Here is a 24,636-nt window from a genome sequence, read left to right as displayed (position 1 = left end):
GAGATGGTAATGCCAGGTGACAACATCAACATGAAAGTGACCCTGATTGCGCCAATCGCAATGGACGAAGGTCTGCGTTTTGCAATCCGTGAGGGTGGCCGTACTGTAGGTGCTGGTGTTGTTGCTAAAGTTATTGCTTAATCTTTGATTAGCAAAAGATTATGAAAAAAGAGGAGCCAAGCAAGGCTCCTCTTTTTTTGTTTTTGTGCCACCAAAAATGGTGGCTTTATTTTGCGTATAAACAAAAGAGAAACAATAATTGAAATGAGAGTTATTTCTATTTACTATTTGTCAGTATCCTTTATTTTATAGCTATAACTGTTCTGTTAGCCACCTCTACTGTGTATCTAATTTGGGTAATTAATAAGAATATAAGTAGTTATAACCATTATTAATAGTTAAAAGAGTGCTCCATGTATATCTGTCTCTGCAATGCAATAAATGATAAAACCATACGTAACGCTGTTCGACAGCAGCATGTCCGTTCTATCAGAGAGCTGAAAAGCGTTGTGCCTGTAGGGAGTGATTGTGGAAAATGCGTGCGCCAAGCCCGTGAAATAATTAACGAGGAGATTTCTTCACTACCCCCTATGATTAATGTTGCCTAAAATAAGCACAATTCTCTTGCAATTACTCTGCTTAATTAGTACTACAATGTAGGTACTGGAAGCGGAGGAACTAGTTATGAAAGGTGATAAAAAAATAATAGCCCATTTTAATAGACTTCTTGGTAATGAGCTTGTTGCTATCAATCAGTATTTTTTACATGCCAGAATGTTTAAAAACTGGGGATTAATGCGCTTGAATGACATTGAATATCGTGAATCTATTGAGGAAATGAAACACGCTGATAAATATATTGAGCGTATTTTATTTCTGGAAGGCATACCTAATTTACAGGATATAGGTAAACTTAATATCGGTGAGGATGTTGAAGAAATGTTGCAATCCGATTTGGCACTAGAGTTACGTGGGGCGCAGGATATCAGGGAAGCAATAGCATATGCCGATTCAATTCATGACTATGTGAGCCGGGACCTGATGATTGAGGTTCTTGCAGATGAAGAAAATCACATAGACTGGCTGGAAACACAACTCGATCTAATTAAACGAATGGGAATACAAAACTACATCCAGGCTCAGATAGTAGAAGAGTAGAGCATACTAACGCCCTGTAAATTTATTATGGGGCGTTTATTCTTTTTCGGTCTTTGCCCACTTTTATTATTTCTTTGAATAAATTTCATCCTTATCTTGCATTGTCAATAGATTCACGTATAATGCGCGAGCCTACCTACTTAGTAGGCTGATTTTTATCAGTATGAGCAGTCAATTACTGCCATATTAAAATACTCCCGATATGGGGGTTATACATAGAACGATTACACTCCCCCATCAATCGAAATGGGTGCGAGGAGTAGTTATTTACGTTTATAAAAATAGTTGGAGCTCTGGTCTCATGCAGAACCAAAGAATCCGTATCCGCCTGAAAGCATTTGATCATCGATTGATCGATCAATCAACTGCGGAAATCGTAGAGACCGCTAAGCGCACTGGTGCGCAGGTTCGTGGTCCGATCCCGCTGCCGACTCGTAAAGAGCGTTTTACTGTTCTGATTTCTCCGCACGTTAACAAAGATGCGCGTGATCAGTACGAAATTCGCACTCACAAACGTCTGGTTGACATCGTTGAGCCAACCGAGAAAACCGTTGATGCTCTGATGCGTCTGGATCTGGCTGCCGGTGTAGACGTGCAGATCAGCCTGGGTTAATCAGGTCATTGAACGATTGAGAGGTTGAAACAATGATTGGTTTAGTCGGTAAAAAAGTGGGCATGACTCGCATCTTCACTGAAGATGGCGTTTCAATCCCTGTAACTGTTATCGAAATCGAAGATAACCGTGTAACTCAGGTTAAAAACAACGAGACTGACGGTTATCGTGCAATTCAGGTAACGACTGGTAGCAAGAAAGCAAACCGCGTTAACAAGCCTGAAGCAGGTCATTTCGCTAAAGCCGGTGTTGAAGCTGGCCGCATCCTGCGTGAATTCCGTCTGTCTGAAGACGATGCAGAATACACCGTAGGTCAAAGCATTAGTGTTGAAATTTTCGCTGACGTTAAAAAAGTCGACGTTACTGGTACATCTAAAGGTAAAGGTTTCGCGGGTACTGTTAAGCGCTGGAACTTCCGTACTCAGGATGCTACCCATGGTAACTCCTTGTCTCACCGTGTTCCGGGTTCTATCGGTCAGAACCAGACTCCGGGCAAGGTGTTTAAAGGCAAGAAAATGGCAGGCCAACTGGGTAATGAGCGTGTAACCGTTCAGAGTCTGGATGTAGTACGCGTTGACGCTGAGCGCAACCTGCTGCTGGTCAAAGGTGCTGTTCCAGGTGCAACTAACAGCAACCTGATCGTAAAACCGGCTGTCAAGGCGTAACGTCGAGGAGATAGGAATGGAATTGGTAATGAAAGACGCGCAAAGCGCGCTGACTGTTTCCGAAACTACCTTCGGGCGTGATTTCAATGAAGCGCTTGTGCATCAAGTAGTTGTTGCGTATGCAGCTGGTGCTCGTCAAGGTACTCGTGCTCAGAAAACTCGTGCTGAAGTTTCTGGTTCAGGTAAAAAACCGTGGCGTCAGAAAGGCACTGGCCGTGCGCGTTCTGGTTCTATTAAGAGCCCAATTTGGCGCTCTGGTGGTGTAACTTTCGCAGCGAAACCACAGGACCACAGTCAAAAAGTTAATAAAAAGATGTACCGTGGTGCTCTGAAAAGCATCTTGTCTGAACTGGTACGTCAAGATCGTCTGATCGTTGTCGAGAAGTTCTCTGTTGAAGCACCTAAGACTAAGCTGCTGGTACAGAAACTGAAAGAAATGGCTCTGGAAGACGTGCTGATCGTCACTGGCGAAGTTGATGAGAACCTGTTCTTAGCAGCTCGTAACTTGTATAAAGTTGACGTTCGTGATGTTACAGGTATCGACCCAGTAAGCCTGATTGCTTTCGACAAAGTGGTTATGACTGCTGAAGCTGTGAAGCAAGTTGAGGAGATGCTGGCATGATCCGTGAAGAACGTCTGCTGAAAGTACTGCGTGCGCCGCATGTATCTGAAAAAGCTTCCACAGCGATGGAAAAAAGCAATACCATCGTTCTCAAGGTTGTGAAAGACGCGACTAAAGCAGAAATCAAAGCTGCTGTACAGAAACTGTTTGAAGTCGAAGTTGAGGGCGTAAATACTTTGCTGGTTAAAGGTAAAGTAAAACGTCACGGTCAGCGTATTGGTCGTCGTAGCGACTGGAAAAAAGCTTACGTCACCCTGAAAGAAGGCCAGAACTTGGACTTCGTTGGCGGCGCTGAGTAAGTCGGAGGAGTAAAGAACAATGGCAATTGTTAAATGTAAACCTACGTCTCCGGGCCGTCGCCACGTTGTTAAAGTGGTTAACCCTGAGCTGCATAAGGGTAAACCTTATGCTCCGCTGTTGGAAAAAAACAGCAAAACTGGTGGTCGTAACAACAATGGTCGTATTACCACTCGTCATATTGGTGGTGGCCATAAACAGCATTATCGTCTGATTGACTTCAAACGTAACAAAGACGGTATTCCTGCTGTTGTTGAGCGTCTGGAATATGATCCAAACCGCTCAGCAAACATTGCGCTGGTTCTGTATAAAGACGGTGAGCGTCGTTATATTCTTGCGCCTAAAGGCTTGAAAGCTGGTGATCAAATCCAGTCTGGTGCTGATTCAGCAATCAAGGCCGGTAACGCTCTGCCAATGCGTAATATCCCAGTTGGTTCTACTGTGCACAACATAGAGATGAAACCAGGTAAAGGTGGCCAGCTGGCTCGTTCAGCAGGTGCTTATGCTCAGATCGTCGCACGTGACGGTTCTTATGTAACCCTGCGTCTGCGTTCTGGTGAAATGCGTAAAGTACTATCTGACTGCCGTGCTACTTTAGGTGAAGTTGGTAACGCAGAACACATGCTACGAGTTCTGGGTAAAGCTGGTGCAAGTCGCTGGCGTGGTATCCGTCCTACCGTTCGTGGTACGGCTATGAACCCAGTAGACCATCCACACGGTGGTGGTGAAGGTCGTAACTTTGGTAAACACCCTGTAACTCCATGGGGCATTCAGACCAAAGGTAAGAAGACCCGTAGTAACAAACGTACTGATCAATATATCGTACGTCGCCGTTCTAAAAAATAATTAGAGGATAAACCATGCCACGTTCTCTCAAGAAAGGTCCATTTATTGACCTGCACTTGCTGAAGAAGGTAGAGAAAGCGGTGGAAAGCGGAGACAAAAAGCCTATTAAGACTTGGTCCCGTCGTTCAACGATCTTTCCTAACATGATCGGTTTGACCATCGCTGTCCATAATGGTCGTCAGCATGTTCCAGTTTTTGTTTCCGACGAAATGGTTGGTCACAAGCTGGGTGAATTCGCGCCGACCCGTACTTATCGCGGCCATGCGGCCGATAAAAAGGCTAAAAAGCGCTAAGGTAGGAGGAAGAGATGGAAACTATCGCTAAACATCGCCACGCTCGTTCTTCTGCTCAGAAGGTTCGCCTTGTGGCTGACCTGATTCGCGGTAAGAAAGTGTCGCAAGCTCTGGAAATTCTGACCTTTACCAACAAAAAAGCTGCTGGTTTAGTGAAGAAAGTACTTGAGTCTGCTATTGCTAACGCAGAACACAACGATGGCGCTGACATCGATGATCTGAAAGTTGCGAAAATTTTCGTAGATGAAGGTCCAACCATGAAGCGTATTATGCCTCGTGCCAAAGGCCGTGCAGATCGTATCCTGAAGCGCACCAGCCACATTACTGTGGTTGTGTCCGATCGCTGAGACTCTGGAGACTAGCAATGGGTCAGAAAGTACATCCTAATGGTATTCGTCTGGGGATTGTCAAACCTTGGAACTCTACCTGGTATGCGAATACCAAAGAATTCGCTGACAACCTAGACAGCGACTTTAAAGTTCGCCAGTACTTGAACAAAGAACTGGCTAAAGCATCTATTTCACGTATCGTTATCGAACGTCCTGCGAAAAGCATCCGTGTGACTATCCACACTGCTCGTCCAGGCATCGTAATCGGTAAAAAAGGTGAAGACGTCGAAAAACTGCGCAAAGCTGTAGCGGACATCGCTGGTGTTCCTGCGCAGATTAATATTGCCGAAGTGCGTAAACCTGAATTGGACGCAAAACTGGTTGCTGACAGCATCAGCGCACAGCTGGAACGTCGTGTTATGTTCCGCCGTGCTATGAAACGTGCTGTACAGAACGCAATGCGTCTGGGCGCTAAAGGCATCAAAGTGGAAGTAAGCGGCCGTCTGGGTGGTGCTGAAATCGCACGTACTGAATGGTATCGTGAAGGTCGTGTACCTCTGCACACTCTGCGTGCAGACATCGACTACAACACTTCAGAAGCGCACACCACTTATGGTGTAATCGGCGTTAAGGTATGGATCTTCAAAGGTGAGATCCTGGGTGGTATGGCTGCAGTTGAACAGGCGGAAAAACCGGCTGCACAACCTAAAAAGCAGCAGCGTAAAGGCCGCAAGTAAGGAGAGTCGCTGATGTTACAACCAAAGCGTACGAAATTCCGTAAAGTGCACAAAGGCCGTAACCGCGGTCTGGCTGCAGGTGCGGATGTCAGCTTCGGCACTTTCGGTCTGAAAGCTGTGGGCCGTGGTCGTCTGACTGCACGTCAGATCGAAGCGGCACGTCGTGCTATGACCCGTGCAATTAAGCGTCAAGGTAAAATCTGGATCCGTGTGTTCCCAGACAAACCAATCACCGAAAAGCCACTCGAAGTGCGTATGGGTAAAGGTAAAGGTAACGTAGAATATTGGGTTGCCTTGATCCAGCCTGGTAAAGTCCTGTATGAAATGGACGGTGTGCCTGAAGAGCTGGCTCGTGAAGCATTCAAGCTGGCGGCAGCGAAACTGCCTATCAAAACCACCTTTGTAACTAAGACGGTGATGTAATGAAAGCACAAGAGCTGCGCGAAAAAAGCGTTGAAGAGCTGAACACTGAGCTGCTGAACCTGTTACGTGAACAATTTAATCTGCGTATGCAGGCGGCAAGTGGCCAGCTGCAACAGTCTCATCTGTTGAAACAAGTGCGTCGTAATATTGCACGCGTTAAGACTTTACTGACTGAGAAGGCGGGTGCGTAATGACCGATAAAATCCGTACTCTGCAAGGTCGTGTTGTTAGCGACAAAATGGAGAAATCTATTGTTGTTGCTATTGAACGTAAGGTGAAACACCCTCTGTATGGTAAGTTCATCAAGCGTACGACTAAGTTGCACGTACATGACGAGAACAATGAATGTGGAATTGGTGACGTAGTGGAAATCCGCGAAACCCGTCCATTGTCTAAGACTAAATCTTGGACCTTAGTTCGCGTTGTAGAGAAAGCGGTTCTATAATAGGACGTTATCTCGTAAGAAATAAACGGCTCAAAAAATAACGGGGCCGTTTATTTTTCTGTCCATCACGGAGATGTGGTGTTATAATGCCGCGCCCTCGTAGTATGGGATATTGAAACGGCCTCTTTAAAAATAAAGTGGCTCAGTAGTAGTTGACATTTAGCGGAGCACTAAAATGATCCAAGAACAGACTATGCTGAACGTGGCCGACAACTCCGGTGCACGTCGCGTAATGTGTATCAAGGTTCTAGGTGGCTCGCACCGTCGCTACGCAGACGTCGGTGATATCATCAAGATCACTATCAAGGAAGCAATTCCTCGCGGTAAAGTGAAAAAGGGTGATGTCCTGAAAGCGGTAGTGGTGCGCACCAAGAAGGGTGTTCGTCGCCCGGACGGTTCTGTCATTCGCTTCGATAGCAATGCTTGCGTATTGTTGAACAATAATAGTGAGCAAGTTATCGGTACGCGTATTTTTGGGCCGGTAACTCGTGAACTTCGTAATGAAAAGTTCATGAAAATTATCTCTCTGGCACCTGAAGTACTCTAAGGAGCAGGCAATGGCAGCGAAAATCCGTCGTGATGACGAAATTATTGTGCTGACTGGTAAAGACAAAGGTAAGCGCGGTAAAGTAAAACAGGTTCTTTCTTCTGGTAAAGTCATTGTTGAAGGTATCAATCTGGTTAAAAAACATCAGAAGCCAGTTCCGGCTCTGAACCAACCAGGTGGCATCGTTGAAAAAGAAGCAGCTATCAGTGTTTCTAACGTTGCAATCTTTAATGCATCAACCGGCAAGGCTGACCGTGTAGGTTTTAGATTTGAAGACGGCAAAAAAGTACGTTTCTTCAAATCTAACAACGAAACTATCAAGTAATTTGGAGTATACGATGGCGAAACTGCATGATTACTACAAAGACGAGGTAGTCAAAAAACTGATGACTCAGTTTGGTTACCATTCTGTCATGCAAGTCCCTCGGGTCGAGAAGATCACCCTGAACATGGGTGTTGGTGAAGCGATCGCTGACAAAAAACTGCTGGATAATGCAGCAGCTGATCTGGCAGCTATCTCTGGTCAAAAACCACTGATCACCAAAGCACGCAAATCAGTTGCAGGCTTCAAAATCCGTCAGGGCTATCCAATCGGCTGTAAAGTGACCCTGCGTGGCGAACGCATGTGGGAGTTCTTTGAGCGCCTGATTTCTATTGCTGTACCTCGTATCCGTGACTTCCGTGGTTTATCTGCTAAATCATTCGATGGTCGTGGTAATTACAGCATGGGTGTTCGTGAGCAAATCATCTTCCCTGAAATCGATTACGATAAAGTGGATCGTGTACGTGGTTTGGATATTACCATCACCACCACTGCGAAATCTGATGATGAAGGCCGCGCACTATTGGCTGCGTTTAACTTCCCGTTCCGCAAGTAAGGCAGGGTATTCATGGCTAAGCAATCAATGAAAGCACGTGATGTAAAACGTGCGAAATTAGCTGAGAAATTCTTCGCAAAACGCGTTGAACTGAAAGCAATCATCTCTGATGTAAACGCATCTGATGAAGACCGTTGGAATGCTGTTCTCAAGCTGCAAACACTGCCACGTGATTCCAGCCCTTGCCGTCAGCGTAACCGCTGCCGTCAAACTGGGCGTCCGCATGCATTTTTGCGGAAGTTTGGGTTGAGCCGTATTAAAGTCCGTGAAGCCGCTATGCGCGGTGAAATCCCGGGCCTTAAAAAGGCTAGCTGGTAATTGTCACCAATTGAATCACGGGAGTAAAGACAGATGAGCATGCAAGATCCGATCGCGGATATGCTGACCCGTATCCGTAACGGTCAGGCCGCAAATAAAGTTGCGGTCACCATGCCTTCCTCCAAGCTGAAAGTGGCAATTGCCAAAGTGCTGAAGGAAGAAGGTTACATTGAAGATTTTAAAATCGAAGGCGACACCAAGCCAGAGCTGGAAGTTACTCTGAAATACTTCCAAGGTAAGGCTGTTGTAGAAAGCATCCAGCGTGTAAGCCGTCCAAGTCTGCGCATCTATAAGAAAAAAGATGAGCTGCCACAAGTTATGGCTGGCTTGGGTATCGCTGTTGTTTCTACCTCTAAAGGTGTAATGACTGATCGTGCAGCTCGCCAGGCTGGTCTGGGTGGCGAGATTCTCTGCTACGTAGCTTAATTCGGGAGGAAGAATGTCTCGTGTTGCAAAAGCACCCGTCGTCATTCCTGCTGGCGTAGAGGTTAAACTCAACGGTCAGGTTATTTCGATTAAGGGTAAAAACGGCGAATTGAGTCGTGAAATCCACAGTGCAGTTGAAGTTACACATGCAGATAACCAATTGATTTTCGCTCCACGCGAAGGTTTCGCAGATGCTTGGGCACAGGCAGGTACGACTCGTTCTCTGCTAAATGCAATGGTTATTGGTGTTAACGAAGGTTTCACTAAGAAGCTTCAACTGGTGGGTGTTGGTTACCGTGCAGCAGTTAAAGGCGACACTGTTAGTTTGTCTTTAGGCTTCTCGCATCCGGTTGAGCATCAACTGCCAGCAGGCATTACTGCGGAATGCCCATCACAAACTGAAATCGTACTGAAAGGTGCTGATAAGCAGGTGATTGGTCAGGTTGCGGCAGATCTGCGTGCCTATCGTCGTCCTGAGCCATATAAAGGCAAGGGTGTTCGTTACGCCGATGAAGTCGTGCGTACCAAAGAGGCTAAGAAGAAGTAAGGTAACACTATGGATAAGAAAGCAGCTCGTATCCGTCGTGCGACCCGCGCACGCCGCAAGCTCCAGGAACTGGGTGCAACTCGCCTGGTGGTACATCGTACCCCTCGCCATATTTATGCGCAGGTTATCGCACCAAATGGTTCTGAAACTCTGGTGGCAGCTTCTACAACAGAAAAAGCTATCAGTGAACAATTGAAATTCACTGGAAACAAAGAAGCCGCAGCAGTTGTTGGTAAAATCATTGCTGAACGTGCTCTGGAAAAAGGTATCAAAAACGTATCCTTTGACCGCTCTGGTTTCCAATATCATGGTAGAGTCCAGGCACTGGCAGATGCTGCCCGTGAAGCTGGCCTTCAGTTCTAAGGTAGAGGTGTAAGATGGCTCACATCGAAAAACAAGCTGGCGAACTGCAGGAAAAGCTGATCGCGGTAAATCGCGTATCTAAAACCGTCAAAGGTGGCCGTATTTTCAGCTTTACAGCACTGACTGTAGTTGGTGATGGTAACGGTCGCGTTGGTTTTGGCTACGGCAAAGCACGCGAAGTTCCGGCAGCGATCCAGAAAGCGATGGAAAAAGCACGTCGCAATATGAAAAACGTCGCACTTAACAGCGGCACGCTGTACCACCCAGTGAAAGGCACGCACACCGGTTCCCGCGTGTTTATGCAGCCTGCTCACGAAGGTACAGGTATCATTGCAGGTGGTGCAATGCGTGCTGTTCTGGAAGTTGCTGGGGTTCGTAACGTACTGGCTAAAACCTACGGTTCCACTAACCCAATTAACGTGGTTCGTGCAACTCTGGACGCTTTAGACAGCATGAAGTCTCCAGAAATGGTCGCAGCTAAGCGTGGCAAATCCGTCGAAGAAATTCTGGGGTAATGACCATGGCTAAGACTATTAAAATTACTCAGGTTCGCAGCTCAATTGGTCGTTTGCCTAAACACAAGGCAACTTTGACTGGTTTAGGTCTGCGTCGCATTGGTCATACTGTTGAGCGTGAAGATACACCAGCGGTTCGCGGTATGGTCAACTTGGTTTCCTATATGGTTAAAGTTGAGGAGTAACAGATGCGCTTAAATACTCTGTCTCCGGCTGAAGGTGCCAAGCACGCACCTAAACGTGTAGGTCGTGGTATCGGTTCTGGCCTGGGTAAAACTGGCGGCCGTGGTCACAAGGGTCAGAAGTCTCGTTCTGGCGGTGGCGTACGTCGTGGTTTCGAAGGCGGCCAGATGCCTTTGTATCGTCGTTTGCCAAAATTTGGTTTTACTTCACGTAAAGCAATGGTTACAGCGGAAATCCGTTTGTCTGACTTTGCTCGAGTAGAAGGCGATGTTATCGATCTGAATGCACTGAAAGCTGCTAACATTGTTGGCCCTCAAATTGAGTTCGCGAAAGTTATGCTTTCTGGCGAAGTCAATCGCGCAGTAACTGTGCGTGGCTTGCGTGTTACTAAAGGCGCCCGTGCTGCAATTGAAGCTGCTGGCGGTAAAATTGAGGAATAAGTAACAGATGGCTAAACAACCGGGATTAGATTTTCAAAGTGCTAAAGGCGGATTAGGTGAGTTAAAACGCAGACTTTTGTTTGTTATTGGAGCTCTGATTGTTTTCCGTATTGGCTCTTTTATTCCAATCCCTGGTATTGATGCCACTGTGCTTGCCAAATTGCTCGAACAGCAAAGAGGCACCATCATTGAAATGTTTAATATGTTCTCTGGTGGTGCTTTAAGCCGTGCTTCTATCTTTGCACTGGGTATTATGCCGTATATTTCTGCATCTATTATTATCCAGTTGCTGACAGTGGTTAACCCCCGTTTAGCAGAGATTAAGAAGGAAGGGGAAGCTGGTCGTCGTAAGATCAGTCAATATACCCGTTATGGCACATTAGTGCTGGCAATATTCCAGTCAATCGGTATTGCTACTGGGTTGCCCAATATGCCTGGAATGCAAGGATTAGTTATTAATCCAGGTTTTGCATTTTATTTCACGGCTGTTGTAAGTCTGGTCACGGGAACCATGTTCTTGATGTGGCTAGGTGAGCAGATTACTGAACGAGGTATTGGTAACGGTATTTCAATCATAATCTTTGCTGGTATCGTTGCGGGTCTTCCGCCTGCAATTGGTCACACCATCGAGCAAGCTCGGCAAGGTGATCTGCACTTCCTCCTGTTGTTGTTGGTTGCAGTTTTAGTGTTTGCGGTAACTTTCTTCGTTGTTTTCATGGAGCGTGGTCAACGTCGTATCGTTGTTAACTATGCCAAGCGTCAACAAGGTCGTAGAGTTTATGCAGCACAAAGTACACATTTACCGTTGAAAGTGAATATGGCTGGGGTTATCCCTGCAATTTTTGCTTCCAGTATTATTTTGTTCCCTGGTACTATAGCCTCTTGGTTTGGTAGCGGAGCAAACTGGAACTGGTTGACAACTATTTCTATGTATTTGCAGCCAGGTCAACCACTTTATGTGTTATTATATGCATCTGCAATCATCTTCTTCTGTTTCTTCTACACGGCGTTGGTATTCAATCCAAGAGAAACGGCAGATAACCTGAAGAAGTCCGGTGCATTTGTACCAGGAATTCGTCCGGGAGAGCAAACGGCTAAGTACATTGATAAAGTAATGACTCGTCTAACCTTAGTTGGTGCGTTATATATTACTTTTATCTGCTTAATCCCGGAGTTCATGCGTGATGCAATGAAAGTTCCATTCTATTTTGGTGGTACTTCCCTACTGATTGTAGTCGTCGTCATCATGGACTTTATGGCTCAAGTGCAAACTCTGATGATGTCGAGTCAATATGAGTCTGCATTGAAGAAGGCAAACCTGAAAGGATATAACCGCTAATTGGTTTGCTTGAGAAGTTACGGAGAGTAAAAATGAAAGTTCGTGCTTCCGTCAAGAAATTATGCCGCAACTGTAAAATTGTTAAACGTAACGGTATCGTTCGTGTAATTTGCAGTGCAGAGCCTAAGCATAAACAACGCCAAGGCTAATTAATCGCATATTTTTCTTGCAAAGTTGGGTTGAGCTGGCTAAATTAGCCAGCCAATCTTTTTATCTGACAGCAACACTATTTGAGTATCCTGAAAACGGGCTTTTCAGAATGATGTTGCGGTGAATAAATATTGTAGGAGTGCATAGTGGCCCGTATAGCAGGCATTAACATTCCTGATCAGAAACATACTGTGATCGCATTGACTTCGATCTATGGTATCGGTAAAACCCGCTCACAAGCTATCTGTGCAGCAGCGGGCATTGCTGAAAATGTTAAGATCAGTGAGCTGTCTGAAGAGCAAATTGACAAGCTGCGTGACGAAGTTGCTAAATACGTTGTAGAAGGTGATTTGCGTCGTGAAGTGACCCTGAGTATCAAACGTCTGATGGATCTTGGTTGCTATCGTGGTTTGCGTCATCGTCGTGGTCTGCCTGTTCGCGGTCAGCGTACTAAGACCAATGCACGTACCCGTAAGGGTCCGCGTAAGCCGATCAAGAAATAATCGGGGTATTGAATAATGGCAAAAGCACCTATTCGTGCACGTAAGCGTGTAAGAAAACAAGTCTCTGACGGTGTGGCTCATATCCATGCTTCTTTCAACAACACCATCGTTACTATTACTGATCGTCAGGGTAACGCTTTGGGTTGGGCAACTGCCGGTGGTTCCGGTTTCCGTGGTTCTCGTAAATCTACTCCGTTTGCAGCTCAGGTTGCAGCAGAACGCTGTGCTGAAGCCGTAAAAGAATACGGAATTAAGAACCTGGAAGTTATGGTTAAAGGACCTGGTCCTGGCCGTGAGTCAACTATTCGCGCACTGAACGCGGCTGGTTTCCGCATCACTAACATTACTGATGTGACTCCGATCCCTCATAACGGTTGTCGTCCACCGAAGAAACGTCGCGTTTAATACGTTTCGTTTTTAGGATTGTTGGAGAAAGAAAATGGCAAGATATTTGGGTCCTAAGCTCAAGCTGAGCCGTCGCGAGGGTACAGACCTTTTCCTGAAGTCTGGCGTTCGCGCGATTGACACCAAGTGTAAATTAGAACAAGCACCAGGCCAGCACGGCGCTCGTAAACCGCGTCTGTCTGATTATGGTGTTCAGTTACGTGAAAAACAAAAAGTTCGTCGTATTTACGGTGTTCTGGAGCGTCAATTCCGTAACTACTACAAAGAAGCGACTCGTCTGAAAGGCAACACAGGTGAAAACCTGCTGACTTTGCTGGAAAGTCGCTTGGATAACGTCGTTTATCGTATGGGTTTTGGCGCGACTCGTGCTGAATCACGTCAGATGGTGAGCCATAAAGCTATCATGGTAAATGGTCGCGTTGTTAACATCGCTTCTTATCAGGTATCCCCGAATGACGTAGTCAGCGTTCGTGAAAAAGCGAAAAAGCAGGCTCGTATTAAGGCAGCTTTAGAGCTGGCTGAGCAGCGTGAGAAACCAACTTGGTTGGAAGTTGATGCTGCGAAGATGGAAGGTGTGTTCAAACGTATTCCTGAACGTACTGATCTATCCGCTGACATTAACGAACACCTGATCGTCGAGCTTTACTCTAAGTAAAGCTTAGCACCAAAGAGAGGACACAATGCAGGGTTCTGTGACAGAGTTTCTAAAACCGCGCCTGGTAGATATCGAGCAAGTCAGTTCGACGCACGCCAAGGTGACCCTTGAGCCATTAGAGCGTGGCTTTGGCCATACTCTTGGCAATGCACTGCGCCGTATTCTGCTTTCGTCTATGCCGGGTTGTGCGGTGACTGAGGTTGAGATTGATGGTGTACTGCATGAGTACAGCACCAAAGAAGGTGTACAGGAAGATATCCTGGAGATTCTCCTCAATCTGAAAGGGCTGGCGGTGAAAGTTCAGGGTAAAGATGAAGTCATCCTTACCTTGAATAAATCTGGCATTGGCCCTGTGACTGCAGCCGACATCATCCATGATGGTGATGTTGAAATCGTCAAGCCGCAGCACGTAATCTGCCATCTGACTGACGAAAGCGCTTCCATTAGCATGCGTATTAAAGTTCAGCGCGGTCGTGGTTATGTGCCGGCTTCTGCCCGAATTCATTCGGAAGAAGATGAGCGCCCTATCGGTCGTTTGTTAGTAGATGCTTGCTATAGCCCAGTAGAGCGTATCGCCTACAATGTTGAAGCAGCACGTGTAGAACAGCGTACTGACCTGGATAAGCTGGTTATCGAGATGGAGACTAACGGCACAATCGACCCTGAGGAGGCGATTCGCCGTGCAGCTACTATTCTGGCTGAACAACTGGAAGCTTTCGTTGACTTGCGTGATGTACGTCAACCAGAAGTTAAAGAAGAGAAGCCAGAGTTTGATCCGATACTGCTGCGCCCTGTTGACGATCTGGAATTGACTGTCCGCTCTGCTAACTGCCTTAAGGCAGAAGCTATCCACTACATCGGTGATCTGGTACAGCGTACTGAGGTTGAGTTACTTAAGACACCTAATCTGGGTAAAAAATCTCTTACTGAGATTAAAGACGTACTGGCTTCACGTGGACTTTCTCTGGGCATGCGTCTGGAAAATTGGCCACCAGCAAGTATTGCTGATGAATAACTAGATCACAGGTTAAGGTTTTACTGAGAAGGATAAGGTCATGCGCCATCGTAAGAGTGGTCGTCAATTGAACCGCAACAGCAGCCATCGCCAAGCTATGTTCCGCAACATGGCAGGTTCTTTGGTTCGTCATGAAATCATCAAGACGACTCTGCCTAAAGCGAAAGAACTGCGTCGCGTCGTTGAGCCGCTAATTACTCTTGCCAAGACCGACAGCGTAGCTAATCGTCGTCTGGCATTCGCCCGTACTCGTGATAACGAGATCGTGGCAAAACTGTTTAATGAACTGGGTCCACGTTTTGCGAGCCGCGCAGGTGGTTACACTCGTATTCTGAAGTGTGGCTTCCGTGCTGGTGATAATGCACCAATGGCATATATTGAGCTTGTTGACCGTGCCGCTGAGTCTAAGACAGAAGCAGCATCTGCAGAATAATCTGTAGAAGCGTAAAAAACCGGGTATAATCCCGGTTTTTTATCGATCTTTACTTTTTCTATCCAATCTAATTTTTTTCCTTTCGATTTCTTTTAGTTATCCTTATATCTAATAGTAAATACCATCTGGCATGGTGATTTATTGATCTATTCTGGTAGTATTGATTTTATTTCCTGTTTGATTAGAGGTTGTTATGTATCGTATTGGGCAATTAGCTAGATTAGCAAACGTTACACCTGATACTGTTCGTTTTTACGAGAAACAAGGATTGATGGTGCATGAAGAAAGAACAGAGGGAGGGTATCGGCTTTATACAAAGCAAGACTTGCAGCGGTTACGATTTATTCGTTATGCAAAACAGTTAGGTTTTACATTAGAGGCAATTGTAGAATTATTATCTATTCGAGTTGATCCTGAACATCATACTTGTCAAGAGTCTAAGCAAGTTGTTGATTCCAGGTTACAAGAAATAGAAGAAAAAATACTGGAAATGCAGAGAATGCGCGATTCTTTAAAAATGTTGAGTGATGCTTGTTGTGGAAGCGCACACACTAGTACATATTGTTCTATATTGGAAATTTTAGAAGAGGGAGCAACAAATAGGTAATTTTTATTTATTATTCTGAGTAATTAGAGTACAATTTTGCCCTGAAATTTAATTGAACAATCACATCTTGAGGTCACTATGACGACATATCGCCATAAAAAAGGCGTTATCAAAGATAATGCTATAGAAGCGCTTCTCCATGATCCTCTGTTTAGACAACGGGTAGAAAAAAATAATAAGGGTAAAGGAAGTTATCGTCGTAAAGAAAAACATGATAAAAATAGTAGTTGGGAGGCCAATGATAATAATTTTTTCAAGTTGTTATCATTGGTCTTCTAACTTTTTGAGTCTGTAGAAATGAAAACTGTTTATAGAAAGAACGGGCTTGGCTGGAATAACTTTTCTACTTCGGGAACAAATTTCTTATCAGTAATAAACATGATCACATGGTCGCCTTGTTGAATAATACTGTAATCATTGGCAATTATGACTTCTTCTCCACGGACAATAGCGCCAATTGTTGTTCCTGAAGGCAGTTTTATGTCTCCTATTTTACGCCCAACTACTTTGGAAGTATGTTCATCGCCATGAGCAATGGCTTCAATAGCTTCAGCAACACCTCTCCGTAATGAGAATACACTAACGATATCTGCTTTGCGGACATGACCAAGCAGCGCAGATACAGTAGCTTGTTGTGGGGATATAGCAATATCAATGACTCCACCTTGTACTAAATCAACATATGCACTGCGTTGAATAAGTACCATGGCTTTTTTGGCTCCCATTCTTTTTGCTAGCATAGCTGACATGATATTGGCTTCATCATCATTAGTTAATGCAATGAAAACATCAACTTGTTCAATATGCTCTTCTGCCAGTAACTCTTGATCCGAAGCATCACCATAGAACACGATAGTATCGTGTAAGAGTTCTGCAAGCTCAGTAGCCCTTTCTTGATTATGTTCGATAAGTTTGACGCTATAATCTTTTTCAAGACGTAACGCTAAGCCTGCTCCAACATTACCGCCTCCGACAATCATGATTCGCTTGTAGGGTTTTTCAAGGCGCTGTAATTCGCTCATTACAGCCCTGATATGCTGTGATGCGGCAACAAAAAATACTTCATCTCCAGCTTCTATAACTGTAGAACCTTGTGGTCTGATTGGGCGGTCTTGTCGAAATATCGCAGCAACTTTACTATCGATATGTGGCATATGTTCGCGGAGGGAAGATAAGGCGTTACCTACCAGTGAGCCACCATAATAAGCCTTTACTGCGACGATGCTGACCCGTCCTTCTGAAAAATTAACAACTTGCAGAGCTCCAGGATATTGAATCAATTTATAGATATAATCAATGACTAACTGTTCTGGAGATATCAGATAATCGATAGGAATATCATTAGGTTGAAATAACTTTTCTGATTCACGGATATATTCAGATGAACGGATACGGGCGACTTTATTAGGTGTGTTAAATAGAGAATAGGCAATTTGGCAGGCAATCATGTTGGTTTCATCTGAGTTGGTGACAGCAACCAACATATCAGCATCTTCTGCTCCGGCTTCCCTCAGAACTCTAGGATGAGATCCGTGACCATTCACGACTCGCAGATCGAATTTGTCCTGTAACTGGCGTAAACGATCTGTATCGGTATCAACGACAGTAATGTCATTGTTTTCATCAACTAAGTTTTCAGCTAATGTTCCACCAACTTGGCCAGCACCCAGGATAATTATTTTCATAGCCATTCTCTTTGTGTGTTAGAAGCCACATTTTATTTTTGTTATTTTAGCAAAGTCATCATATTTTCTCTCGTCCGAAGGGAACGAGAGGAAATTATTATTGCTTAGTCAATCGGGCATAAAAGAAACCGTCACCACCAATTGTTTCTGGAGTAATTTGTATTCCTGGTGTTTCCAATGTGCCTGTTCCAGAGAGCTCAGCATCTGCATGTCGTTCTAAGAATGCTTTGATTTGTTCACTATTTTCATTTGGTAAAATGGAACATGTTGCATAGACCAGCGTGCCGTTCTTTTTTAAATATGGCCAAATAGCATCAAGAATTTCAGATTGTAGTGTGACTAATTGATCAATATCTTCATTTTTTCTTAGCCACTTTATATCAGGATGACGGCGGATCACACCTGTTGCCGAACATGGCGCATCAAGCAGAATACGATCGAATTGTTCTCCGGTAGCCCATTCATGTGGAAGACGTCCATCGCCTGTTTTGACGACAGCATGTAAACTAAGACGTTGTAAATTTTCTTTCACACGCTTAATTCTTTGCTCGTCAATATCGATAGCAAGTACTTTGGAGTTTGGCGCTATCTCAAGTATATGGGTTGTTTTTCCGCCAGGAGCAGCGCAAAGATCGAGGATCTTTTCTTCATCACGTGGCATTAATAATTCAGCACACCTTTGAGCAGAACGATCTTGAATGGTGACCCAACCTTTATCAAATCCGGGTAGAATATTCACAGGACAAGGGGTTAGCAGGCGAATTGCATAGGGATAATTTTCATCTATCTCTGCTGCTATATTGGCTTTTTGTAATAAGGCAAGGTATTGATTTGCAGAGTGATGGAGCTGATTAACACGTAGCCACATAGGTGGTTTTTTATTATTTGCATCTACAATATCTTTCCAATCTTGTGGATAAGCTTTTTGGATGCGAGCCAATAGCCATTTGGGATGTAAATGGTGACTGAAGTTATTATTGGCTTGTTCGACTAATTCTTGTTGTTGACGCTGAAATTGTCGGAGAACACCATTAATCAATCCTTTTAATTGTGGGCGTTTTAAGCTGATTGTACCATTAACAGTTTCAGCAAGTACAGCATGTGCAGGTATGCGTGTATACGTAAGTTGGTACATTCCAATCATGATCAAGTAGTGAAAAATGCGTTGCTTACCTTTTAAGGGTTTTGCCATCAATTGGGCGATAAACCACTCCAATTGAGGTAATACTCTCATTACGCCAAAACAGAGTTCTTGGAGAAGAGCTTTGTCTTTGTCAGACACTTTTTGTTGGAGTTCAGGTATGACAGAGCTGAGAGACTGCCCTTGCTCCAGCACTTGGCTAATCGCTTTTGCAGCAATGCTTCGCAGGTTATATATATTTTCCATGATATGAGTATGGTCAAAAGTATGGTTAAGAAGCTGAATATCATCAGCATGATAGTAAAGAAGAAAGATACCTGTATGGTGCCAGCATACAGGCTAAATGAATATTAGTTAATTTTGTTACCCGGAGTGAACCATTCGCTTTTAGAGTTTAATAAATCGGCGGCTGACATTGCTTTCTTACCAGAGGGTTGCAGTTGAGTAATATTCAATATCCCATCAGTAGTAGCAACTTGGATACCTTTCTTATCCGCATGAACAATTGTTCCTGGAGCTTGGTTAATTTGTTCTTCAATGACACTGGCTTGCCAAACTTTAATAGGCTGTTCATCAATGAAAAAGTAACTCAATGGCCAAGGATTGAATGCACGAATGCAGCGTTCAAGTTGGACTGCCGACAAATTCCAATCTATTTTTGCTTCACTTTTGCTGAGCTTTTCAGCATACGTTGCTAGAGTATTATCCTGAATCTCAGGTTGGCTCTTTCCTGATGTGATTAGGCTTAATGTATTGAGTAATGCATCAGGGCCGATACTAGCCAGTTTGTTATACAGACTTGTGCTAGTATCTTCATTTGTAATTGGGCAGGTTGTTTTTAATAGTATATCACCAGTATCAAGGCCTGCATCCATTTGCATGATCGTTACACCCGTTTCTTTATCTCCAGCCCAAATAGCACGTTGTATAGGTGCAGCACCGCGCCAATGAGGTAACAAAGAGCCATGAACATTGAGACACCCCAAACGTGGTATATCTAATACTGCTTGAGGGAGGATCAAACCATATGCAACGACGATCATGATATCAGCCTGTTGATCCATGACCCACTGTTGACTTTCTTCTGTACGTAGCGTTTTGGGTTGGAAAACTGGAATGTCGTGTTTTTCTGCCAATACCTTTACAGGACTTGGTGTTAATTTTTTACCTCTTCCTGCCGGTTTATCAGGCCGAGTGAGTACTCCAACAACTTGGAGTTGCGATTTTAATAAAGCAGCCAAATGGCTAGCCGCGAAATCAGGTGTTCCGGCAAAAATAATGCGTAAAGAATCAGACACTGTTATTTCCTGCAATGATTAAAGTTTACTTAGCCTTGGCTTTCAGTCGGTCAATTTTTTCGACTCTCTGACGAATACGTTGACGTTTCAGTGGTGACAGGTAATCGACAAATAGTTTACCGACCAAGTGATCCATTTCGTGTTGAATACAGATCGCCAATAGGCCATCAGCTTCCAATTCAAATAGTTGACCATGATAATCTAGAGCTTTAATTTTGACCTGCTCGAAGCGTGGTACAAACGCACGTTGTTCAGGAACAGATAAACAGCCTTCTTCAATTCCTGTTTCGCCAGATTCATTAACTAATTCTGGGTTGATAAGTACAAGTCTCTGGTCACGACTCTCTGAAACATCAATGACAACAATGCGTTGATGAATATTAACTTGGGTTGCTGCCAGGCCAATGCCTTCCTCTTCATACATAGTTTCAAACATATCATCAATGATACGCTGGATTTCTGCATCAACTTTTTCGACGGGTTTTGCAACTATGCGAAGCCGCTCATCTGGATAATGTAATACTTGTAAAACTGACATATATGTTTAGAACTGCATCCAAAAAGTGAGTGATAATTGGAACCTATTCTAGACACTTCCTGATTAGATTGACAGTATTGTCTACAAATTAGTCATGTAAGTGTGACAGCTTATTGAGTCAGGATGACAATATGGAAGTGATGGAAATATGGTTACGAATGAGAATGGTTTCTCATTTGTCAGCAGTAAAAGCAGTGCCTATTATTGAACGACTTTTGCAAACAAGGAATGTTAATTATGCTGTAATAAAAGATTGTGGTTTATCACCTTCACAGTGTACACAGTTTCTAAAGGCTAACCCTTCTGTGTTGGTTTCGAGCCTCAATTGGTTGGAACAACAAGGGAATTACTTATTGACTTTTTCTCATCCGGCATATCCTGCCTTATTGAAACAGATTTATTCTCCTCCACTTGTGCTTTTTGTCTCGGGTGATTTGATCACTTTATCTGAGAAGCAAGTTGCGATGGTAGGTAGCAGGTCAGCAAGTTTTTATGGTGAAAAATGGGGAAAGATTTTTGCGGGTGGATTGGCTGAAAATGGAATGGTGATAACTAGTGGATTGGCGATTGGGATTGATGGTATTTGTCATCAGGCGGCTGTTGATGCTGGTGGAAAAACCGTTGCTGTATTGGGAAGTGGGCTTAAAAATATTTATCCCAATCGTCATCAAAACTTAGCTTACCGCATTAAAGAAAATGGTGCTCTAGTTTCTGAATTTTTCCCTGATACTCCACCTAAGGCCAAAAATTTTCCAAGACGAAACCGGATTATTAGCGGATTGAGTTTAGCGCTTATTATTGTTGAAGCTCATCAGAATAGTGGTTCACTGATTACGGCACGTTGTGCACTTGAACAAGGAAGAGATATTTTTGCATTACCTGGTCCATTGGGAGTGAATTCAAATGAGGGTAATCACTGGCTGATCAAACAGGGAGCTTATTTAGCAACCAATGTGGTGGATGTTATGGAACATATCCAGACTAACTTCCAATGGGTCAATCTGGAGAAAGAAGATAATAAACAATTTGAACAAACTGAGTTGCCATTTGCTGATGTGCTGGTTAACGTAAGCGATGAAGTCACACCAGTTGATATAATTGCCCAACGTTCTTCTCTTCCTATTACAGAAGTTATGACCCAGCTATTGGAGCTTGAGCTGATGGGTAAAGTCGCTGTCGTTGCTGGTGGCTATGTTCGAGTGAATTGAGGGATTGAGTTTTCCCTTTTACTGAAGGTTATGGTTTGCCAATATTTGTATTTTTCTAATAAATATAGTTTTCCAGTTATGGTGGCTAATATTCAGTGAGTAGGATATGTCTAAAAAGATGTCTTTTGCGATAAAAAAAACGGAACATTGCTCCGATTGTGGTGCTGAATTAGTGATCCGCAATGGAGTTCATGGTCCATTTTATGCCTGTTCTAATTATCCGTCATGCTGTTATGTTCGGTCGCTGAAAGCATCTTCAGATGGACATATTGTCAAAGAATTAGAAGGACAAACTTGTTCGAAGTGTGGCTCTACCTTGGTCTTACGGCAAGGGAGGTACGGCATGTTTATTGGCTGTAGCAATTATCCTGAATGTGATCATACGGAAATCATCGATAAACCTGATGATACTTCAATTAATTGCCCTCAATGTAAGCAAGGCAAATTACTTCAGCGTAAGTCACGATTTGGTAAAGCATTTCATGCTTGTAATCGATATCCCGAATGTCAGTTTACACTGAACAATAAACCAATATCTGGGAAATGTGAGTTTTGTCATTATCCCTTGTTGATAGAGAAGAAAGCAGTTCAAGGCATTAAATTGTTTTGTGCTAGTAAATTGTGTAGCAAGCAGCAATTCATTAGAACCGAGAAATAAAATGAGTAATAAAGTCTCACCTAAATTTGATGTAATTATTAATGCCTTAAAAGAAGAAAAAGTGATTGCTTATCCGACAGAAGCTGTGTTTGGGTTGGGTTGTGATCCTGACAGTGAAACAGCGGTTAACAAACTATTATTGCTGAAAAATAGGCCTTGGGAAAAAGGTCTGATCCTTATTTCTGATAGCTATGATCGGCTATATTCCTATATTAATGATGAACAGTTAGATGATGAACAAAAAAAGACAGTTTTTTCTTTTTGGCCGGGGCCGGTGACATGGGTTATTCCAGCCAAAGCGACAACACCAAAATGGTTGACGGGGAAATTTTCAACATTAGCTGTTCGAGTTACAGATCATCCTTTAGTTAGACAATTATGTTCCCTTTATGAGAAACCTCTTGTATCGACCAGTGCAAATTTAAGTGGATTGGAGCCGTGCCGGAGTGCAGAAGAAGTTCGTCGACAATTTGGAAACGATTTTCCTGTCTTGGCAGGGGAAGTTGGTGGACGTAAAAATCCATCAGAAATCAGGGATGCTTTGACAGGTAAACTATATCGGCAAGGGTAGGGAATAATGAATAATTTTGCGGTTTTTGGTAATCCGATTGCTCACAGTAAGTCTCCTTATATTCATCGATTATTTGCTGAACAAACGGGTATTGAGCATCAATATGGGCAGATACTTGCTCCAATAGAGCATTTTGAACAATCGTTGGAGCAATTTTTTGTGCAGGGCGGTTTAGGAGCGAACATTACCGTTCCTTTTAAAGAACGTGCTTATGAATATGCACATAAATTGACTAAACGCGCAAAACTCAGTGGTGCAGTTAATACCTTAAAAATAGTTGAAGATAACCAGATTCTTGGTGATAACACTGATGGTGTCGGATTATTGGCAGACTTACAACGACTCAATTTTATTAGCCAAGGGCAGCATATATTGATTATAGGGGCTGGTGGTGCCGCAAAAGGGGTAATTTCTCCCTTATTAGAGTCAGGCTGTAAGATTACTATCACTAACCGTACATTCGCACGTGCACAAGCAATAGCGGATAAATTTTCTGTATTGGGACACATCCAGGCAGTTGATATAAAATCCCTCTTGTCTCCGGATTTTGATCTTGTCATCAATGCAACAGCTTCTGGTCTTAGTGGGAATATTCCCAGAATATCACCATCGATTTTCTATAATAATAGTACTTGCTACGATATGTACTATCAACAGGGGTTAACTCCTTTCCTTGATTTTGCTAAGAGAAATAATGTTTCACGTTTGGCTGATGGGTTAGGAATGCTGGTGGGACAGGCGGCACATGCTTTTGAGCTTTGGCACGGCATATTACCAAAAGTAGAACCTATTTTAACGACTTTAAGGAAAGAGTTACGTATATGAATCAAGCTATTCAATTTCCTGATCGCGAAGAATGGAATGAGCAGGAAAGCAAAGTTATCTTCCCTGCTATAGTTGATGGTTTATTGGTACAGTGTATGATTAGTACCGATGAGTTAATTCATCGGTATGGTAAAGAGCTTCATCCACTCGATTTATTTCGCCAATATCGTTGGGATCTGGAAGAAGAGTTTGAAGAAGTCATCCTGAGTGGAATAGATGATCAATTTGGGTGTTACTCTTTACCTTCTGATGTATCTGCTAAGTAATCATCTTTCCAACGGACATAGTTATTAGCAGAATAAAGAAGCCCTTCCAGTTCTTCAGATTTAAGTTTTCTTACTTGTTTGGCGGGGCTACCTATATACAGATATCCACTCTCCAATGTTTTTCCTGGTGGAATAAGGCTAGCCGCTCCAATAATGACATTGTCTTCAATGACAGCTCCATCTAATACAATTGCACCCATTCCAATTAACACTCGGTTTCCAATCGTACAACCGTGTAAGATTGCCTTATGACCGATAGTGACTTCTTCACCTATGATTAGAGGGAAGCCATTGGAATTATTAGGTGATTTATGTGTAACATGTAAAATAGAGCCATCTTGGATATTTGTACGTGTACCAATAGAAATGTAATTTACATCACCACGGATGACCACCAGTGGCCAGATGCTTACATCATCCGCTAATTTGACATCTCCAATCACGATAGATGTAGGGTCTAACATGACTCTTTGACCAATTTGAGGCCGTAATTTTAAGTATTGACGTAAAACAGTAGACATAAAAAATCTCAATAGTAGTAAAAGAGGGTAACAATTATATGAGATGTTATTGAGGAAAAGATCACCATGCAATGGGAGATTAGCGTTAATTTTATACTTGGTGGGTGAATTTTATATTGATTGGATTAAAAAGTGTGCACTTGAAAGTGAAATTGCAAAAAAACTATTGTCAG

General features: G+C 43.5%; 42 protein-coding genes and 1 pseudogene. 38 read left to right on the top strand and 5 right to left on the bottom strand.

The window, feature by feature from the left end; all coding sequences use genetic code 11:
• The 33 genes and pseudogenes from tuf to AAC147_RS16060 all read left to right on the top strand — a co-directional run.
• Positions 1–141, top strand: a pseudogene (gene tuf, locus AAC147_RS16220) (elongation factor Tu); the annotation flags it as partial.
• Between the two features lie 272 nt (positions 142–413).
• Positions 414–608 (top strand): bacterioferritin-associated ferredoxin, encoded by a 195-nt coding sequence (gene bfd, locus AAC147_RS16215; RefSeq protein ID WP_072032527.1) that lies wholly within the window; start codon positions 414–416, stop codon positions 606–608.
• Between the two features lie 76 nt (positions 609–684).
• Entirely contained in the window at positions 685–1,158 is a 474-nt protein-coding gene (gene bfr / locus AAC147_RS16210; RefSeq protein ID WP_047682912.1) for a bacterioferritin, read from the top strand.
• Between the two features lie 301 nt (positions 1,159–1,459).
• Complete coding sequence (rpsJ, locus tag AAC147_RS16205) at positions 1,460–1,771, top strand: 30S ribosomal protein S10 (RefSeq protein WP_001181005.1); 312 nt, start codon at positions 1,460–1,462, stop codon at positions 1,769–1,771.
• Positions 1,772–1,803: 32 nt separating this feature from the next.
• A complete protein-coding gene (gene rplC, locus AAC147_RS16200) occupies positions 1,804–2,436 on the top strand; it encodes a 50S ribosomal protein L3 (protein WP_047682909.1) in 633 nt (210 codons plus the stop codon).
• A gap of 16 nt (positions 2,437–2,452) precedes the next feature.
• Positions 2,453–3,058, top strand: a complete 606-nt coding sequence (gene rplD, locus AAC147_RS16195; RefSeq protein WP_047682907.1) for a 50S ribosomal protein L4 — start codon at positions 2,453–2,455, stop codon at positions 3,056–3,058.
• On the top strand, positions 3,055–3,357 hold the full coding sequence (rplW, locus tag AAC147_RS16190; protein ID WP_047682905.1) for a 50S ribosomal protein L23: 303 nt from the start codon (positions 3,055–3,057) through the stop codon (positions 3,355–3,357). The genes rplD and rplW overlap by 4 nt, the downstream gene beginning before the upstream one ends.
• 19 nt (positions 3,358–3,376) lie before the next feature.
• A complete protein-coding gene (gene rplB, locus AAC147_RS16185; protein ID WP_047682902.1) occupies positions 3,377–4,201 on the top strand; it encodes a 50S ribosomal protein L2 in 825 nt (274 codons plus the stop codon).
• Between the two features lie 14 nt (positions 4,202–4,215).
• Positions 4,216–4,494, top strand: a complete 279-nt coding sequence (rpsS, locus tag AAC147_RS16180) for a 30S ribosomal protein S19 (RefSeq protein WP_011148791.1) — start codon at positions 4,216–4,218, stop codon at positions 4,492–4,494.
• Positions 4,495–4,508: 14 nt separating this feature from the next.
• A complete protein-coding gene (rplV, locus tag AAC147_RS16175) occupies positions 4,509–4,841 on the top strand; it encodes a 50S ribosomal protein L22 (protein WP_038269610.1) in 333 nt (110 codons plus the stop codon).
• 17 nt (positions 4,842–4,858) lie between these two features.
• Positions 4,859–5,560: a 30S ribosomal protein S3 gene (gene rpsC, locus AAC147_RS16170; RefSeq protein ID WP_038269612.1), complete on the top strand. Its 702-nt coding sequence runs from the start codon at positions 4,859–4,861 to the stop codon at positions 5,558–5,560.
• 12 nt (positions 5,561–5,572) lie between these two features.
• Positions 5,573–5,983, top strand: a complete 411-nt coding sequence (gene rplP, locus AAC147_RS16165; protein WP_012990491.1) for a 50S ribosomal protein L16 — start codon at positions 5,573–5,575, stop codon at positions 5,981–5,983.
• A complete protein-coding gene (gene rpmC, locus AAC147_RS16160) occupies positions 5,983–6,174 on the top strand; it encodes a 50S ribosomal protein L29 (RefSeq protein WP_010847484.1) in 192 nt (63 codons plus the stop codon). The genes rplP and rpmC overlap by 1 nt, the downstream gene beginning before the upstream one ends.
• Positions 6,174–6,428: a 30S ribosomal protein S17 gene (rpsQ, locus tag AAC147_RS16155; protein ID WP_010847485.1), complete on the top strand. Its 255-nt coding sequence runs from the start codon at positions 6,174–6,176 to the stop codon at positions 6,426–6,428. The genes rpmC and rpsQ overlap by 1 nt, the downstream gene beginning before the upstream one ends.
• A gap of 175 nt (positions 6,429–6,603) precedes the next feature.
• Positions 6,604–6,975, top strand: coding sequence for a 50S ribosomal protein L14 (gene rplN, locus AAC147_RS16150; protein ID WP_004246955.1), 372 nt, complete (start codon positions 6,604–6,606; stop codon positions 6,973–6,975).
• A 10-nt stretch (positions 6,976–6,985) separates the two neighbouring features.
• On the top strand, positions 6,986–7,300 hold the full coding sequence (gene rplX, locus AAC147_RS16145; RefSeq protein WP_047682898.1) for a 50S ribosomal protein L24: 315 nt from the start codon (positions 6,986–6,988) through the stop codon (positions 7,298–7,300).
• A gap of 13 nt (positions 7,301–7,313) precedes the next feature.
• Positions 7,314–7,853 (top strand): 50S ribosomal protein L5, encoded by a 540-nt coding sequence (rplE, locus tag AAC147_RS16140; protein ID WP_047682896.1) that lies wholly within the window; start codon positions 7,314–7,316, stop codon positions 7,851–7,853.
• A gap of 12 nt (positions 7,854–7,865) precedes the next feature.
• Complete coding sequence (rpsN, locus tag AAC147_RS16135; RefSeq protein WP_010847489.1) at positions 7,866–8,171, top strand: 30S ribosomal protein S14; 306 nt, start codon at positions 7,866–7,868, stop codon at positions 8,169–8,171.
• 33 nt (positions 8,172–8,204) lie between these two features.
• The gene (rpsH, locus tag AAC147_RS16130; RefSeq protein WP_038269618.1) at positions 8,205–8,597 is read left to right on the top strand and encodes a 30S ribosomal protein S8; all 393 of its coding nucleotides are present in this window, start codon (positions 8,205–8,207) and stop codon (positions 8,595–8,597) included.
• 13 nt (positions 8,598–8,610) lie between these two features.
• Positions 8,611–9,144, top strand: coding sequence for a 50S ribosomal protein L6 (gene rplF / locus AAC147_RS16125; RefSeq protein ID WP_047682894.1), 534 nt, complete (start codon positions 8,611–8,613; stop codon positions 9,142–9,144).
• Between the two features lie 9 nt (positions 9,145–9,153).
• A complete protein-coding gene (rplR, locus tag AAC147_RS16120) occupies positions 9,154–9,507 on the top strand; it encodes a 50S ribosomal protein L18 (protein ID WP_038269622.1) in 354 nt (117 codons plus the stop codon).
• A gap of 14 nt (positions 9,508–9,521) precedes the next feature.
• Positions 9,522–10,022: a 30S ribosomal protein S5 gene (gene rpsE, locus AAC147_RS16115; RefSeq protein WP_047682892.1), complete on the top strand. Its 501-nt coding sequence runs from the start codon at positions 9,522–9,524 to the stop codon at positions 10,020–10,022.
• 5 nt (positions 10,023–10,027) lie between these two features.
• Positions 10,028–10,207, top strand: coding sequence for a 50S ribosomal protein L30 (gene rpmD / locus AAC147_RS16110; RefSeq protein ID WP_008913894.1), 180 nt, complete (start codon positions 10,028–10,030; stop codon positions 10,205–10,207).
• Positions 10,208–10,210: 3 nt separating this feature from the next.
• Complete coding sequence (gene rplO, locus AAC147_RS16105) at positions 10,211–10,645, top strand: 50S ribosomal protein L15 (protein WP_038269625.1); 435 nt, start codon at positions 10,211–10,213, stop codon at positions 10,643–10,645.
• A gap of 7 nt (positions 10,646–10,652) precedes the next feature.
• A complete protein-coding gene (gene secY / locus AAC147_RS16100) occupies positions 10,653–11,984 on the top strand; it encodes a preprotein translocase subunit SecY (protein ID WP_047682890.1) in 1,332 nt (443 codons plus the stop codon).
• A gap of 32 nt (positions 11,985–12,016) precedes the next feature.
• Positions 12,017–12,133 carry a 50S ribosomal protein L36 gene (gene rpmJ / locus AAC147_RS16095; protein WP_012768118.1) on the top strand — a complete coding sequence of 39 codons (117 nt, stop codon included), beginning with the start codon at positions 12,017–12,019 and terminating at the stop codon, positions 12,131–12,133.
• Between the two features lie 147 nt (positions 12,134–12,280).
• Positions 12,281–12,637, top strand: coding sequence for a 30S ribosomal protein S13 (gene rpsM / locus AAC147_RS16090; RefSeq protein WP_038240472.1), 357 nt, complete (start codon positions 12,281–12,283; stop codon positions 12,635–12,637).
• Between the two features lie 15 nt (positions 12,638–12,652).
• Positions 12,653–13,042, top strand: a complete 390-nt coding sequence (gene rpsK / locus AAC147_RS16085; RefSeq protein WP_002919257.1) for a 30S ribosomal protein S11 — start codon at positions 12,653–12,655, stop codon at positions 13,040–13,042.
• Between the two features lie 34 nt (positions 13,043–13,076).
• Positions 13,077–13,697: a 30S ribosomal protein S4 gene (gene rpsD / locus AAC147_RS16080; protein ID WP_038269632.1), complete on the top strand. Its 621-nt coding sequence runs from the start codon at positions 13,077–13,079 to the stop codon at positions 13,695–13,697.
• A gap of 25 nt (positions 13,698–13,722) precedes the next feature.
• The gene (locus AAC147_RS16075; RefSeq protein WP_038269634.1) at positions 13,723–14,712 is read left to right on the top strand and encodes a DNA-directed RNA polymerase subunit alpha; all 990 of its coding nucleotides are present in this window, start codon (positions 13,723–13,725) and stop codon (positions 14,710–14,712) included.
• A gap of 40 nt (positions 14,713–14,752) precedes the next feature.
• Entirely contained in the window at positions 14,753–15,145 is a 393-nt protein-coding gene (gene rplQ, locus AAC147_RS16070) for a 50S ribosomal protein L17 (RefSeq protein ID WP_038269636.1), read from the top strand.
• A 193-nt stretch (positions 15,146–15,338) separates the two neighbouring features.
• Positions 15,339–15,752, top strand: a complete 414-nt coding sequence (gene zntR, locus AAC147_RS16065; protein WP_047682887.1) for a Zn(2+)-responsive transcriptional regulator — start codon at positions 15,339–15,341, stop codon at positions 15,750–15,752.
• Positions 15,753–15,830: 78 nt separating this feature from the next.
• Positions 15,831–16,031: an alternative ribosome-rescue factor A gene (locus tag AAC147_RS16060; protein WP_047682884.1), complete on the top strand. Its 201-nt coding sequence runs from the start codon at positions 15,831–15,833 to the stop codon at positions 16,029–16,031.
• Between the two features lie 29 nt (positions 16,032–16,060).
• On the opposite strand, the gene trkA is transcribed toward AAC147_RS16060, so the two are convergent.
• The 4 genes from trkA to def all read right to left on the bottom strand — a co-directional run bounded on the left by trkA (position 16,061) and on the right by def (position 20,414).
• The gene (gene trkA / locus AAC147_RS16055) at positions 16,061–17,437 is read right to left on the bottom strand and encodes a Trk system potassium transporter TrkA (RefSeq protein WP_047682881.1); all 1,377 of its coding nucleotides are present in this window, start codon (positions 17,435–17,437) and stop codon (positions 16,061–16,063) included.
• A gap of 97 nt (positions 17,438–17,534) precedes the next feature.
• Positions 17,535–18,824: a 16S rRNA (cytosine(967)-C(5))-methyltransferase RsmB gene (gene rsmB / locus AAC147_RS16050; RefSeq protein ID WP_047682878.1), complete on the bottom strand. Its 1,290-nt coding sequence runs from the start codon at positions 18,822–18,824 to the stop codon at positions 17,535–17,537.
• 104 nt (positions 18,825–18,928) lie between these two features.
• Positions 18,929–19,876, bottom strand: coding sequence for a methionyl-tRNA formyltransferase (gene fmt, locus AAC147_RS16045; RefSeq protein ID WP_047682875.1), 948 nt, complete (start codon positions 19,874–19,876; stop codon positions 18,929–18,931).
• 25 nt (positions 19,877–19,901) lie between these two features.
• A complete protein-coding gene (gene def / locus AAC147_RS16040; RefSeq protein ID WP_047682873.1) occupies positions 19,902–20,414 on the bottom strand; it encodes a peptide deformylase in 513 nt (170 codons plus the stop codon).
• Between the two features lie 131 nt (positions 20,415–20,545).
• On the opposite strand from def, the gene dprA reads away from it, so the two are divergent.
• The 5 genes from dprA (at position 20,546) to AAC147_RS16015 (ending at position 23,942) form a co-directional block, all read left to right on the top strand.
• A complete protein-coding gene (gene dprA / locus AAC147_RS16035; protein ID WP_047682870.1) occupies positions 20,546–21,622 on the top strand; it encodes a DNA-protecting protein DprA in 1,077 nt (358 codons plus the stop codon).
• 106 nt (positions 21,623–21,728) lie between these two features.
• Entirely contained in the window at positions 21,729–22,280 is a 552-nt protein-coding gene (locus AAC147_RS16030; RefSeq protein WP_047682867.1) for a DNA topoisomerase family protein, read from the top strand.
• 1 nt (position 22,281) lies between these two features.
• On the top strand, positions 22,282–22,851 hold the full coding sequence (tsaC, locus tag AAC147_RS16025; protein WP_047682864.1) for an L-threonylcarbamoyladenylate synthase type 1 TsaC: 570 nt from the start codon (positions 22,282–22,284) through the stop codon (positions 22,849–22,851).
• A gap of 6 nt (positions 22,852–22,857) precedes the next feature.
• Positions 22,858–23,676: a shikimate dehydrogenase gene (gene aroE, locus AAC147_RS16020; RefSeq protein ID WP_047682861.1), complete on the top strand. Its 819-nt coding sequence runs from the start codon at positions 22,858–22,860 to the stop codon at positions 23,674–23,676.
• Positions 23,673–23,942: a DUF1488 family protein gene (locus AAC147_RS16015; RefSeq protein WP_047682858.1), complete on the top strand. Its 270-nt coding sequence runs from the start codon at positions 23,673–23,675 to the stop codon at positions 23,940–23,942. The genes aroE and AAC147_RS16015 overlap by 4 nt, the downstream gene beginning before the upstream one ends.
• On the opposite strand, the gene AAC147_RS16010 is transcribed toward AAC147_RS16015, so the two are convergent.
• Positions 23,909–24,463 carry a gamma carbonic anhydrase family protein gene (locus AAC147_RS16010; RefSeq protein ID WP_047682855.1) on the bottom strand — a complete coding sequence of 185 codons (555 nt, stop codon included), beginning with the start codon at positions 24,461–24,463 and terminating at the stop codon, positions 23,909–23,911. The genes AAC147_RS16015 and AAC147_RS16010 overlap by 34 nt on opposite strands.
• Between the last annotated feature and the right edge of the window lie 173 nt (positions 24,464–24,636).

The organism is Xenorhabdus sp. NBAII XenSa04, assembly GCF_963866145.1.
Taxonomy (GTDB): domain Bacteria; phylum Pseudomonadota; class Gammaproteobacteria; order Enterobacterales; family Enterobacteriaceae; genus Xenorhabdus; species Xenorhabdus indica.
The sequence above is the reverse complement of the archived record's forward strand: the minus strand, read 5'-3'. Positions and strand labels throughout refer to the sequence as shown.